This window comes from Empedobacter sp. GD03865 (assembly GCF_029840775.1).
In the GTDB taxonomy this organism is placed as follows: domain Bacteria; phylum Bacteroidota; class Bacteroidia; order Flavobacteriales; family Weeksellaceae; genus Empedobacter; species Empedobacter falsenii_B.
This window is the reverse complement of record NZ_JAOCDF010000004.1, coordinates 38741-51435: the sequence shown is the minus strand read 5'-3', so window position 1 is coordinate 51435 and position 12695 is coordinate 38741. Positions and strand designations below refer to the sequence as shown.

General features: G+C 31.6%; 11 protein-coding genes and 3 tRNA genes. 7 read left to right on the top strand and 7 right to left on the bottom strand.

Features of this window, described 5'->3' with window-relative positions; all coding sequences use genetic code 11:
- Positions 1-2 precede the first annotated feature (2 nt).
- Genes N5D46_RS02610 through N5D46_RS02600 form a run of 3 tightly spaced genes read right to left on the bottom strand, consistent with a single transcriptional unit; the run spans position 3 to position 2194 of the window.
- Positions 3-941 carry a hypothetical protein gene (locus N5D46_RS02610; protein ID WP_280035997.1) on the bottom strand — a complete coding sequence of 313 codons (939 nt, stop codon included), beginning with the start codon at positions 939-941 and terminating at the stop codon, positions 3-5.
- Positions 938-1390, bottom strand: a complete 453-nt coding sequence (locus N5D46_RS02605; protein WP_280049113.1) for a GNAT family N-acetyltransferase — start codon at positions 1388-1390, stop codon at positions 938-940. Before N5D46_RS02605 ends, N5D46_RS02610 begins: the two co-directional genes overlap by 4 nt.
- 3 nt (positions 1391-1393) lie before the next feature.
- Complete coding sequence (locus tag N5D46_RS02600) at positions 1394-2194, bottom strand: SDR family NAD(P)-dependent oxidoreductase (RefSeq protein WP_280049112.1); 801 nt, start codon at positions 2192-2194, stop codon at positions 1394-1396.
- 121 nt (positions 2195-2315) lie between these two features.
- Here N5D46_RS02600 and N5D46_RS02595 point away from each other — a divergent pair, with 121 nt between their 5' ends.
- From N5D46_RS02595 to N5D46_RS02580, 4 genes are all read left to right on the top strand, one after another.
- Positions 2316-3209 carry a lysylphosphatidylglycerol synthase transmembrane domain-containing protein gene (locus N5D46_RS02595; protein ID WP_115001527.1) on the top strand — a complete coding sequence of 298 codons (894 nt, stop codon included), beginning with the start codon at positions 2316-2318 and terminating at the stop codon, positions 3207-3209.
- 126 nt (positions 3210-3335) lie between these two features.
- Positions 3336-3410 (top strand) — tRNA-Val (locus tag N5D46_RS02590).
- 42 nt (positions 3411-3452) lie between these two features.
- Positions 3453-3527: transfer RNA gene (locus N5D46_RS02585), tRNA-Val, on the top strand.
- A 42-nt stretch (positions 3528-3569) separates the two neighbouring features.
- Positions 3570-3644: transfer RNA gene (locus tag N5D46_RS02580), tRNA-Val, on the top strand.
- 435 nt (positions 3645-4079) lie between these two features.
- Here N5D46_RS02580 and N5D46_RS02575 read toward each other — a convergent pair.
- The 4 genes from N5D46_RS02575 to ileS form a co-directional block, all read right to left on the bottom strand.
- The gene (locus N5D46_RS02575; protein ID WP_115001528.1) at positions 4080-4475 is read right to left on the bottom strand and encodes a hypothetical protein; all 396 of its coding nucleotides are present in this window, start codon (positions 4473-4475) and stop codon (positions 4080-4082) included.
- A gap of 75 nt (positions 4476-4550) precedes the next feature.
- Positions 4551-5195, bottom strand: coding sequence for a lipoprotein signal peptidase (locus N5D46_RS02570; protein WP_038331916.1), 645 nt, complete (start codon positions 5193-5195; stop codon positions 4551-4553).
- A 9-nt stretch (positions 5196-5204) separates the two neighbouring features.
- The gene (locus N5D46_RS02565; RefSeq protein WP_038331914.1) at positions 5205-5591 is read right to left on the bottom strand and encodes a TraR/DksA C4-type zinc finger protein; all 387 of its coding nucleotides are present in this window, start codon (positions 5589-5591) and stop codon (positions 5205-5207) included.
- Positions 5592-5595: 4 nt separating this feature from the next.
- Positions 5596-9003, bottom strand: coding sequence for an isoleucine--tRNA ligase (gene ileS, locus N5D46_RS02560; protein WP_280049110.1), 3408 nt, complete (start codon positions 9001-9003; stop codon positions 5596-5598).
- A 213-nt stretch (positions 9004-9216) separates the two neighbouring features.
- Here ileS and N5D46_RS02555 point away from each other — a divergent pair, with 213 nt between their 5' ends.
- From N5D46_RS02555 to N5D46_RS02545, 3 genes are read left to right on the top strand one after another with little or no spacing between them, the layout of a single operon-like run.
- Entirely contained in the window at positions 9217-10836 is a 1620-nt protein-coding gene (locus N5D46_RS02555) for a DUF4836 family protein (RefSeq protein ID WP_280035987.1), read from the top strand.
- Entirely contained in the window at positions 10826-11467 is a 642-nt protein-coding gene (locus N5D46_RS02550; protein ID WP_125348666.1) for an ATP-binding cassette domain-containing protein, read from the top strand. Before N5D46_RS02555 ends, N5D46_RS02550 begins: the two co-directional genes overlap by 11 nt.
- Positions 11451-12662 carry an ABC transporter permease gene (locus N5D46_RS02545; RefSeq protein ID WP_280049109.1) on the top strand — a complete coding sequence of 404 codons (1212 nt, stop codon included), beginning with the start codon at positions 11451-11453 and terminating at the stop codon, positions 12660-12662. Before N5D46_RS02550 ends, N5D46_RS02545 begins: the two co-directional genes overlap by 17 nt.
- Positions 12663-12695 lie beyond the last annotated feature (33 nt).

Below are 12695 nucleotides of genomic sequence, written 5' to 3'. Positions count from 1 at the left end.
TTTTATTTTATATATTTTTTCAAATCTTTTGCTAATTCTTTTGTAAAAGCATCCGCACCTTCGTAATTCATGTGCGTTGTGTTGTAGAAATATTTTTGATCAAAACTAATCGAATCAGTCGAATAATCTAATAACGGAAGATGATGCTTTTGTAATGTTGTTTGATAACGATTAATCACTTCTTCCCTATTCAACATATAATCTTGACCTTTATAAAATTCGGGTGCAATTGTAAAAATTAACTGAATATTTTCTTGTTCACATTTTGCAATTAATTCTTCTAACAAAGCATAATCTGAAAAGTCAAAATCAGAGTTTTTCTTTTTCATTTTCCCCCAATCAACATTCCATTTTCGGTTATATGATTTGAAACCATCATCACGAAAAAGTCCGTCTTTATGCAGTTTTTCTTTCTTCGCCCTTGCAATTTGATCTTTCCAATACGTTTGATCTCTGTAACGATAAAGCGGCACAATAAAATCAACCAACTTTGTATCTTTATATTCTTTTAACGCCTCATACAATTTAAAATTCCACAACATAAATGGCGCATATTGATTTGGTTGAAAAACTTCATCAATGTGTGAAAACGAAAAAGTATCTAAATTCCAAACAACTATTTTCGGTTTTGGATTATGATTCAAATACAAATTGAAACGATACAATTGCATTTTAAATTTACTTCCGTTTAATCCAAAATTATGCGTTGTCAGTTTTAAATCTTGTTCTAAAATATTCGGATTAATTTGAATAAACGCTCTCGAAGAACCAAAAATAGCCAATTCAACATTCGTTTTTCCTTCTCTTATTTGATTCCATTCTTGCACTTCTCCGCTAAACAAAGCCATCTTTTTGAGTTGATTCGAATAATAAACATCAACCAAAACCAATGCAATGAAAGCTGAGAATAAGGTAAGAAAGAAGTATTTTAAGAATTTCATTTTCTCAACATTTCGATATGCGGAATATCGTCTTCTAAATATTCTTCCGAAACTTGCTCGAAGCCAAACGAAGAATAAAATTCTTTCAAATAAGATTGAGCAGAAATTCGGATTGAAGACGTTTTAAATTGATTTTCGATGATTTGAACCGAATTTCTCATCAATTGTTTCCCTAATCCATAACGACGAAACTTTTGATTCGAAATTACACGACCAATTGACGGTTCATTTTCGTACGAAACTCCTTTCGGAACAATTCGAGAATATGCAGCAACCTCATCACCAATCGTTGCCCAAAGATGTCCACAAACCAAATCCTTATCATCACAATCTTGATAAATACAATCCTGCTCTATTACAAAAACTTCGTTGCGTAATTGCACTATTTTATATAGCTCTTTCGATGTTAAATCATCAAAAGATTTGTAATGCCAAATAATTTCTTCCATGGATTAATCTAATTTTGAGTATTTTGCAATAATATTTTCGAACATTTTTTGAGGTAAAATATTTTTCAAGGTTACAGAAAATTTTTGCATTGATTTTCCAATATAATAATGTGGTTTCAAATTCTTCTGAGCCAAAATATTTTCGATAATCGGAATCAAATCTTCTGTTGGTGTACCATCTTGCACTTCGTTATCGATATCGGCAACCATTGCATCGTATCTTTTTTGATAAAATTTTGACACAAAAGTTTTCACACGACCTTCTGCAATATTGGTTTTGATATCTCCAAAATTCAATGTTGCAATCTCTACTCCTGTATGGCGATTTTCTAAACGAGCCGATTCAACCAAACGATCAATCATCGCTTTCGAAGCTGAATAATAACCTCTAAACGGTAAACCATTGTTACTCGCAATCGACGAAACATTTAGGATATAACCGTTTTTTTGCGCACGCATTGTAGGCAAAACCTCTTGCATTGTATAAATTGGTCCGTATACATTAACGTCCAATAATTTCTCGATATCAGCTTTCGAAGCATCTTCCACAGCGCCTAACATTCCAATTCCGGCATTGTTAATCAACACATCAATTTGGTTATTCGTTTCCGAAAAAATCTGCTGAAAACTACGTTTTACATTTTCTTTATCCGAAACATCTGTCGCAATATGTTTAAATTTTTCTAGACCTTTAGCTGTTCTTGATAAACCATAAACTTGATGTCCTTTATCGTGAAAATAATTTGCCAAAGTCAATCCTACACCCGAAGAAGAGCCTGTAATTACAATAATTTTTGATTGCATGATTCGATTAATTTAAACACAAAACTACATAATATAAGACAAATATTGGTAGGTAAATAATTTTTTGAATGGTTACTAGAAGATTCTCTAAATTTGTGCGTTAATTATCAAAAGATTTCAATTGAATCCAAAAACTAAAAAATATATTATAACAGGAGTTAAATTAACGATTAGTATTGCGTTAATCTATTATATCTTCTTTGTTAAACTACATATTTTTGATATTTTCAGTCATTACAAAAATGCGAATTGGGCGTATATTTTTATTGCTGTTATCCTTTATGTACTTTCGCAAGCATTGTCTGTTTTTCGTTTAGACTATTATTTTCGGGACATCAATCTTGATTTATCATATAAATCAAATGCACGTTTGTATTTTTTAGGAATGTTTTACAATACCTTTGTTCCAGGTGGAATTGGTGGCGATGCATACAAAGTTTATGTGTTGAATAAAAACTATAAAATCAGTCTAAAAGAAATTTCGCAGGCGGTTTTTCTTGACAAAATTATTGGACTTTGCGCAATGTTGTTAATCATCATTTTTCTAATATTTTTCTCAAATTTGACAGATTACCCTTGGATACAATATGGTTCTTTAATCTTTTCATTGGTTGGTTTTGTAGCTGTTCCATTTATTTTAGGAATCATTTTCCCTATTCATAAAAGAACTTTTTACAACTCGATGATTTATTCGATTGTATTACAATTGATACAAGTTGGTATGTTGTATTTTGTTTTGGAAGGATTGAATATTCATCCAGACAATTTCAGTATATATTTATTGATCTTTTTAGTATCAGGAATTTTATCGATTATCTCATTTAGTGGATTTGGAATAAGAGAAGCAGTGTTTATGTATGCTGCACATCGATTCAATTTTGATGAAACTTTAGCAACAAGTGCGGCATTTATTTTCTCTATCATCACCATTTCGATCTCATTTATCGGAATCATTTACCTGTTTAAAGGGGTTAAAATTGAAGAGAAAAAGAAAAAGACGAATATTTCTTTTTAAAATCTAAAAAATTATTTCTTTGAAATGAAAAGAGTTAACTCCTAACATTAAATTTTATTTAATTTTTTTCATTTTAACTATTTGGATTATTCAAAAACAGCCCTATATTTGCAATCCAATTACGAAGGTCTCTTAGCTCAGTTGGTTCAGAGCACCTGCCTTACAAGCAGGGGGTCACTGGTTCGAATCCAGTAGGGACCACATAAAGACAATAGAAAGTCTTTTAAATAAAATTCTAAATAAGGTCTCTTAGCTCAGTTGGTTCAGAGCACCTGCCTTACAAGCAGGGGGTCACTGGTTCGAATCCAGTAGGGACCACATAAAGACAATAGAAAGTCTTTTAAATAAAATTCTAAATAAGGTCTCTTAGCTCAGTTGGTTCAGAGCACCTGCCTTACAAGCAGGGGGTCACTGGTTCGAATCCAGTAGGGACCACAACAGAACTTCTTTCAAGAAATTGAAAGGAGTTTTTTTTGTTTTAACTATTCAAGTAGCACATCTTATTTTACGGTAAATGCTAAATTTTGAAACTCGTACTGTAAAGCTTATAACTCTCAGGAAAGGATAAAACAACTCTGTGTAATCAACCGAGATTAATGTTATACGTTTTAAGTTGTATGTTTTACGAAATTAGAAGTTCGGAAGTATGTAAATCCTTGTCAAGGTTTGAAACCTTGACAAGGATATTTTTAAAACGTTTTTATCCTTCGACAAGCTCTGGATGACATATTATAGAAGTTAAAATTCTATCTCTAATAAAAAAACTGATAAAATAACCAAATGTAAATCAATGTTTACCTTTGGTAGTATTGTGAATATACAGTTATCTATATTATTACCGATACTAAGTTTATTTTAGCTCATTCATCATCAACTTAATATCTTTTTCCAAGGCAGTAAAAAAAATAATATCGCTATTGAAGAAACTGTCAATTGAAATAGATTATGTTTAGCTTCTTCTTTTTTTATTAGAATATTACGTTCATTATCATAATAAAGTTTTATTTTTTCGCCGAGGTTTAATTCCGCACAAGCATTTCTTCCATATTTCACCTTATAAATTAATTGTTTATAAGAAACATACACACTACTTGACCCTTTAGATCCACTACAAGACTTTTCAACAATTGTAGTGGTAACAACTTTATTCTGAGTAGCAATTCTAATGTTTCTGTTATAGAAATACAGACAAATAGATAATGCTATAATACATCCAAAAAGGGCATATATCTGTCTAATGAAATAATAATCATTTTGAAGTTTCATAATTTATTTATCTTTATCTACGATTACTGATTCTAAAAAAAACCTCACTAATTAATTAGCGAGGCTTTTATCTTTTTAAAATCTTAATCTTACACCATTTTCGGTTGTAAAGGCTTTTTTACGGAAAAGAAACAAAGTAAGTCCTCCAATAAAAATAGCCGAATCTGCGATATTAAATACAGGCTGAAAGAACTTATAATGTTGCCCGCCTATAATTGGAATCCAAGAAGGCCAATCGAACTCCACAATTGGGAAATAAAGCATATCTACGACACAGCCTGTAAACCAACCAGAATAACCAGCAAAGTTTGCTTGTGCGACACCTTGATATCCTACCCAATCCTGAAACATTTCATTGTAAGTAGTTCCTTTATCGAAAATAACGCCATAAAAAATTCCATCAAGTACATTCCCTATTGCACCTGCCAAAACAAGCGCAATCGGAATGATAAAGAAGTTATTATTTAGTTTTTTCGACCATGCATTAATATAGTAGATAATCATTCCGATTAAAGCTATTCGTAAAAGTGATAAAACTATTTTTCCTGTTTCTCCTCCGAAATGCATTCCATATGCCATTCCAGGATTTTCTACAAATGCTATTTTAAACCAACCCAAAACATCTACGTCTTCACCTAAAAAAAAGTGTGTTTTTACGTAAAATTTTGAAATTTGGTCAATGATTAAAACCAAAATGGTAATGAGTACTACTTTTTTCAAAATACTTGATTAACGTTGCATATTTTTAGCTTCGATGCTTAATGTTGCATGCGGAACTAATTTCAAACGATCTTTATTAATTAATTTTCCTGTTACACGGCAAATACCGTATGTTTTGTTCGAAATACGTAACAATGCATTTTTCAAATCACGGATAAATTTATCTTGTCGTGCTGCTAATTGTGCATTTTGTTCTTTCGACATGGTTTCAGAACCTTCTTCAAACGCCTTGAACGTTGGAGACGTATCGTCAGTACCATTGTTACTATCGTTCGTGTAAGCTTCTTTCAATAATTCGTAATCTTTTATCGCTTGATCTAATTTGTCTTGAATTATTGCTCTAAATTCTTCCAACTCTGCATCAGAGTACCTTACTTTTTCATCTGTTGTTGCCATACGCTTACAGTTTTGTAATCGCAATTTGCGTCATCAATCCATTAATTTCAACCTCTGCCCCATTTGCAACTTGATCCTGTAAAACAAGATCTTCGGCTAATGTCTCAGAACAAATGTAATCTTTGTTTTGCTCGACTGCATTTACGATTGATTCATCATTTTTTAAGTTAAGTATAATTTTGTCGGTTACTTCTAGTCCGGTTTCTTTACGTAGATTCTGAATTCTATTTACCAATTCACGTGCAACACCTTCATTAATTAACTCTTCAGTCAATTGTAAATCAAGTGCTACTGTCAATGTAGAATTAGAAGCTACAGTCCATCCTGGGATGTCTTTTGTAGCGATTTCAAAATCTTCTAAATCTAAAGTTAATGTTTTGTTGTCAATTAACAAATCTATTTTACCTGATTGCTCTAATTTAACAATTTCTTCATTCGTCAATTCTGCTGTAGCAGCCGAAATAGCCTTCATTTCTTTTCCATATTTCGGACCTAAAGTCTTGAAATTAGGTTTAATAGATTTCACTAAAAGACTTGATGCTTCTTCGTTTGTTAAAAGTTGAATTTCTTTAACGTTAACTTCTTGTTTCAATAATTCTGATACAGCTTCCAAATTAGCTTTCATCGTATCATTCAATACAGGAATCATTACTTTTTGTAATGGTTGACGTACTTTGTTATCACTCAATTTACGAAGTGATAAAATCATACTTGTCGCCGTTTGTGCTAAATGCGTTTGTTCTTCTAATTCTGCTTTAATTAAAGATTCCTCTACAACTGGGAAATCAGCTAAATGAACAGATTCTGCTGTATTTTTACCTGTAGCTGCGTTCAAATCTTTGTACAAACGATCCATGAAGAATGGTGCGATTGGCGAACCTAAAATTGAAACCGTTTCTAAAACTTTGTACAATGTTTGGTAAGCTGCAATTTTATCTTTCGAATAATCACCTCTCCAGAAACGTCTTCTTGATAGACGAACGTGCCAGTTTGATAAATTATCTATCACAAATTCTTGAATTGCACGAGCTGCTTTTGTTGGTTCATAATCTGTTAAAAATGCATCAACTTTTTTCGTTAATGTATTCAATTCAGAAATAATCCATTGATCTAATTCAGCTCTTTCATTTACAGGAATTTCTTCTTCTTCAAATGTAAATCCGTCTACATTCGCGTATAATGCGAAGAATGAATAGGTATTATATAATGTTCCGAAGAATTTACGACGAACTTCGTCAACTCCAGCAATATCAAATTTTAAGTTTTCCCAAGGTTGCGCATTTGCAATCATGTACCAACGTGTTGCATCAGGACCATAAGTTGCCAATGTATCGAATGGATCGACAGCATTCCCCAAACGTTTTGACATTTTTTGACCATTTTTGTCTAATACCAATCCGTTTGACATTACATTTTTATATGCTTTCGAATCAAAAACTAATGTTCCAATTGCATGCAATGTATAGAACCATCCACGTGTTTGATCGACACCTTCTGCAATAAAATCAGCTGGATACATTGTTCCATTATCAATCAATTCTTTATTTTCGAATGGATAGTGAACTTGCGCATAAGGCATTGCTCCAGAATCAAACCAAACGTCAATCAAATCCGCTTCGCGTTTCATTGGTTTTCCTGATGCAGAAACTAATGTAATTTCATCTACTACATTTTTGTGTAAGTCGATTAAATCATAGTTTTCTTCTGTCATATTTCCAACTTCGAAATTTTGGAAAGGATTAGAAGTCATTACACCTACCGCAACAGATTTTTCAATTTCAGCAACTAATTCTTCAACAGAACCAATTACAGTTACTTCATCTCCTTCTTCAGTTCTCCAAATTGGTAATGGAATTCCCCAATAACGAGAACGAGATAAGTTCCAATCATTCGCATTTTCTAACCAGTTTCCGAAACGTCCTTCTCCAGTCGCTTTAGGTTTCCAATTGATTTCTTTGTTCAATTCAACCATACGATCTTTTACATCCGTTACCTTGATAAACCAAGAATCTAATGGATAATATAAAATCGGTTTGTCTGTTCTCCAACAATGTGGATAACTGTGTTTATATTTCTCTACTTTGAAGGCTTTGTTTTGCTCTTTCAATAAAATCGCGATTTCGACATCAACCGATTTTTCAGGAGCAGTTCCATCATCGTAATATTCATTTTTCACATATTTACCTCCGTAACCTTCTGGTAAATCAGTCACAAAACGACCTTGTAAATCGACCAAAGGAACAGCATTTCCATGCGTATCTAATACCAACATTGGAGGAACGCCAGCATCTTTTGCAACACGCGCATCATCCGCACCAAAAGTAGGCGCAGTATGTACGATACCTGTACCATCTTCTGTTGTTACGAAATCTCCAGGAATTACTTGGAAAGCATTCTCTGCATTTTCGTAAGGCAACACCCAAGGTAATAATTGTTCATAACGAGTTCCAACTAAATCAGCACCTTTGTATTCTCCTACAATTCTGTATGGAATTGTCTTATTTCCTGCCGCATAAACTTTGAAATCTTCTTCTGTTTCTGCTAAGAAATATGGTTTACCGAATTGTTTAGAAACCAATGGTTTTCCTAAAATTACGCGAATTGGTTCGAATGTATATTGATTGAATGTTTCAACTACAACATAATCGATATTTGGACCAACTGTTAACGCTGTATTTGATGGCAACGTCCAAGGTGTTGTTGTCCAAGCTAAGAAATACACATCTCCATCAAAATTATTGAATAAATCTGTAGAATCTTTCTTTACTTTAAATTGAGCAACAATCGTTGTATCCGTAACATCTTGATAAGTTCCTGGTTGATTTAACTCGTGCGAAGATAAACCTGTACCAGCTTTCGGAGAATATGGTTGAATTGTATAACCTTTGTACAATAAATCTTTGTTATAAATTTGTTTCAACAACCACCAAACAGACTCCATATATTTTGGTTTATACGTGATATATGGATCTTCCATATCTACCCAATAACCCATTTTTTCAGTCAAATCATTCCACAAATCAGTGTAACGCATTACTGTACGTTTACAAGCTTCGTTATATTCTTCAATTGAAATTTCAGTTCCAATATCTTCTTTGGTAATTCCTAATTCTTTCTCAGTTCCCAACTCTACTGGTAAACCGTGCGTATCCCAACCCGCTTTACGGAAAACTTGTTTTCCTTTCAAAGTTTGGTAACGACAAAATATATCTTTGATAGAACGTGCTAAAACGTGGTGAATCCCTGGCTTTCCGTTTGCAGAAGGAGGACCTTCATAGAACACAAAAGATGGATTTCCATCACGCGTAGAAATACTTTTTTCGAAAACATTATTTTGTTTCCATTCTTCTAACGTTTCTTTTGAGACTTGTACCAAGTCTAAGTGCTTATATTCTCTAAACTTTTTTGCCATCGAATTCTTTCTTATTTCTTCTAAATCAAGGAGTGCGAATATAAGAAATTTTTACATATTTTTATTGTTATAGAAACGAAAATCATATTAATAATTGCTTAAATTTATACCAATATTATAGATTTAACAATTCTTGAATAAAAATCAGATGATTTCAGATTTAATTCAGGATTAAACAAATAATTAACAACAATTTTTAAAGATATTTTTTCGATGAAAAAAGGCTTCAAATATTACTCAATTCTATTTCTAATTTTGCTTTTTGCAAGTTGTTCCAAAAACGAAGATTATACGGTTTTGATTCCTACAGATGTAGATTTTGTTGCGTTGATAAATCCAAAATCAATTGCAGAAAAAGGTAATTTTCAGAAATTAGAACAATATAAAATTTATCAATTAGCCGAAGGCGAACTTAAAAATCAAGATCCAACTTTTGATCAATTATTAAATGATATCAAAAACAATCCGACTTCAGCAGGCATAGATATTATCAGCCCTATTTACATTTTTGGACAAAAAATTAATGAAAAAAATATGGTTGCGTTGATTACAAATATGCGTGACAAAGATCAATTTGAAAAACATTTATCAACCATTTACAAAGGTTTATACAAAAAAGATATTTCGTTTGAAAAGAAAGATGGTTTTACAACAATTTCTGGATTCAATAAACCGTTTATAGCTTGGAACAAATCTCAATTTTTATTGATTGTTTCTGAATTTGGAGTTGGAGAAAAAGCGATTCAAGATTATTTCGCGAAAATTATCAACGACAAACATTCGCTTGCGAAAGAAAATAACAGCTTTGGAGATTTTGTTAAAAACTCGCAGGATATCAACATTTGGTACACTGGAAATTTCTTGAAAAACTTCTCGAAACATGAAAGTTCTGAAAAGAAAAACCTTGATTTCACAAAAAGTTCTTGGGTCAATTTTATTTCATTTACTTCGGACGGAATTAGTTTTACACAGAAATTTCATCCAGATGCGATTACAAAAGTTAAATTACAAAAACATCCGATGTGGAAATCAAAAATCAATACTGATTTTTTCAAGTATTTTCCTGCGCAAAGTTACATGAACATTGGACTTGGAATTTATCCTGCCAACACGCGTTATGTGTTCGAAAATCAGAATTTCTTGACTACTTTTTTAGAACAATATGAAATTGATTTGAACAAATTAGAACAAAGTTTTGAAGGCGAAGCTTTGTTTAGTGTATATGATTTTGAGATCGGAAAAGCATTTAATCCAAATGACTTTTTTGGGAAGAAAGAAGCTTTTATCAAGCAAGTTGTTTATCCTCAATTTGTTTTGGGAGGAAAAATGAAAAACGATCTTTTCTTCAACGAATTTATTAAATCTCATCAAGAAAATATTCAGAAAATTGGACCTTATTACATGTTACCAATTTCGACAAATATGAAGATTTATATGACATACAAAAACAATTTGATGTACATCACAAATAATCAATCGATTATGAATCAATATTTGAACAAAATGGTAAGTTCTTCAAATTTTGTCACAACAGGATACGCTACAAACGCTTCAAATCCAATGTTTGGTTACGTGAATCTAAATTTTGATCAATATCCAAAAGAAGTTCAAAATTATATTTATCAACAAATTCCGTTCGGAAACACGAAAGAAATGCAAACGGTTTTATCTTATTTTGATCACATCGATTACCGCGTTTCGAATGAATACACAAAAACAGGAAAAATACATATGAAAAAGACGGATAAAAATAGTTTGGAAGTGATTTTCTTACTTTTGGACCAAGCTTATTCACTATTTTTCAATCAAGCTGCACAACAAAATGGAAATTAAAATCAGTCAACTTGTTCCGCATCCTTTGAAAGAATTTGGGTTCGAACAATCTGAAATTTGGAAAAATACATACACTTTTTCAAGCGGAAATATTTATCAAATCGTTGCACATTCTGGTGTTGGAAAATCGACGTTGATTAATATTTTGTACGGTGATAGAAAAGATTATGACGGAGAAGTTTTGTTTGATGGACAAAATATTAAGAATTATTCTTTGAATGATTGGACAAAAATTAGACGCGAAAAAATTGCGTATGTTTTTCAAGGTTTGCATTTGTTTGAAGAATTAACTTTGATGGAAAATATCCAATTAAAAAATGTATTAACACAACATCAATCCGAAAATCAAATTATTGAATGGATTGAAAAAGTTGGTTTAAAAAGTCATTTACATCAAAAAGCGATTCATCTTTCTTATGGTCAACGTCAACGAATTGCTGTGATTCGCGCACTTTGTCAACCATTTGATTTTCTACTTTTGGACGAACCTTTTAGTCATTTAGATGAAATAAATCAACAACTTCTGATTGATTTAGTTACCAAAGAAGCTGCAAAAAATAACGCTGGAATCATCTTTACAAGCTTACACGAAATTCACGATAAACGCCTTGCAAATGTCATTCAACTCTAAAAATTTAATTGAAAAATTGGTTCGTAAAAACCTAAGTTTCTTGCGAATTACAACCTTTTGTTTTTTCTCTATTATCGGATTTTTCATCTTGATTTTGGCTGGAACAATTTATTTGGATTATGCCAAAAATTTTGGAGAAGATAGTTCAGTTTGGAAAGCAAATTATGTGGTCTTAAACAAAAAAATATCGTCTTTACAAACGTTGACTGGTGAAAAACCAAGTTTTAGTGAAGATGAAATTAATGATTTGAAATCGCAAAATTTTGTAGCAAAAGTCGGAACATTCAAAAGCAGTCAATTTCCTGTGAAATTACAAGTTGGTGGAGTTGCTGGAATTCGTGGTTTTTCGACTGATTTATTTTTCGAATCTGTTCCAGAAGATTTCATTGATGTAAAAGAGTCAGATTGGAAATGGCAAGAAGGACAAGATTTTATTCCGATTATTATTCCGAAAAGTTATTTGAATTTGTACAATTTCGGTTTTGCAACAAGTCAAGGTTTACCACAAGTTTCGGAAGGATTATTTACTAAAATTCCTTTTCAATTGATTTTAGGAAAAGGAGAAAATCAGAAAGTATATCAAGCAAGAATTGTCGATTTTACAACAAAAATTAATACGATTTTAGTTCCTGAAAACTTTTTGGAATGGGCAAATCAAACTTATGCACCTCAAAAAAATACAGAACCTTCACGAATTGTTGTTGAAACGAAATCTCAAGGAGATGAAAATGCTTCGACTTATTTTGAGCAACAAAATTATGATATCAACAAAGATGAATTGAAAAATAATGAATTGACGTATTATCTGAAATTAGCTTTTTCGTTGGTTTTATTTATTGGCTTAATCATTGTTTTTGCAGCGATTTGGTTGATGATTATCAATTTTCAATTGATGATTGAAAAGAATAAACACAAAATGAAAGATTTATTTTTGATTGGATATAACATCAATCAATTGGCTCGTCCGTATCTTAAATTTTCGATTATTTTTATGTTATTCAGTTATATTATTTCTATTCCGTTAGTTTATTTTGTTTTAGATATCATCAAAGAAAAAGTCGGGAAATTTATGGCAACAGAAAGTTCTCACGTTTGGGAAGTGATCGGTTTTGGATTAATCATCGTGATCATTTTATTCATCATTAATAAAATAATTTTGACACAATCAATTAAAAAAATTGCGTTGAAAGATTAATGCTAAATTTTATAAAAACATAAAAAAGGATTC

Coding starts and splice junctions, on each gene's coding strand:
- N5D46_RS02610 (WP_280035997.1), bottom strand. CDS start 941: ATGAAATTCTTAAAATACTTCTTTCTTACCTTATTCTCAGCTTTCATT.
- N5D46_RS02605 (WP_280049113.1), bottom strand. CDS start 1,390: ATGGAAGAAATTATTTGGCATTACAAATCTTTTGATGATTTAACATCG.
- N5D46_RS02600 (WP_280049112.1), bottom strand. CDS start 2,194: ATGCAATCAAAAATTATTGTAATTACAGGCTCTTCTTCGGGTGTAGGA.
- N5D46_RS02575 (WP_115001528.1), bottom strand. CDS start 4,475: ATGAAACTTCAAAATGATTATTATTTCATTAGACAGATATATGCCCTT.
- N5D46_RS02565 (WP_038331914.1), bottom strand. CDS start 5,591: ATGGCAACAACAGATGAAAAAGTAAGGTACTCTGATGCAGAGTTGGAA.
- ileS (WP_280049110.1), bottom strand. CDS start 9,003: ATGGCAAAAAAGTTTAGAGAATATAAGCACTTAGACTTGGTACAAGTC.
- N5D46_RS02555 (WP_280035987.1), top strand. CDS start 9,217: ATGAAAAAAGGCTTCAAATATTACTCAATTCTATTTCTAATTTTGCTT.
- N5D46_RS02550 (WP_125348666.1), top strand. CDS start 10,826: ATGGAAATTAAAATCAGTCAACTTGTTCCGCATCCTTTGAAAGAATTT.
- N5D46_RS02545 (WP_280049109.1), top strand. CDS start 11,451: ATGTCATTCAACTCTAAAAATTTAATTGAAAAATTGGTTCGTAAAAAC.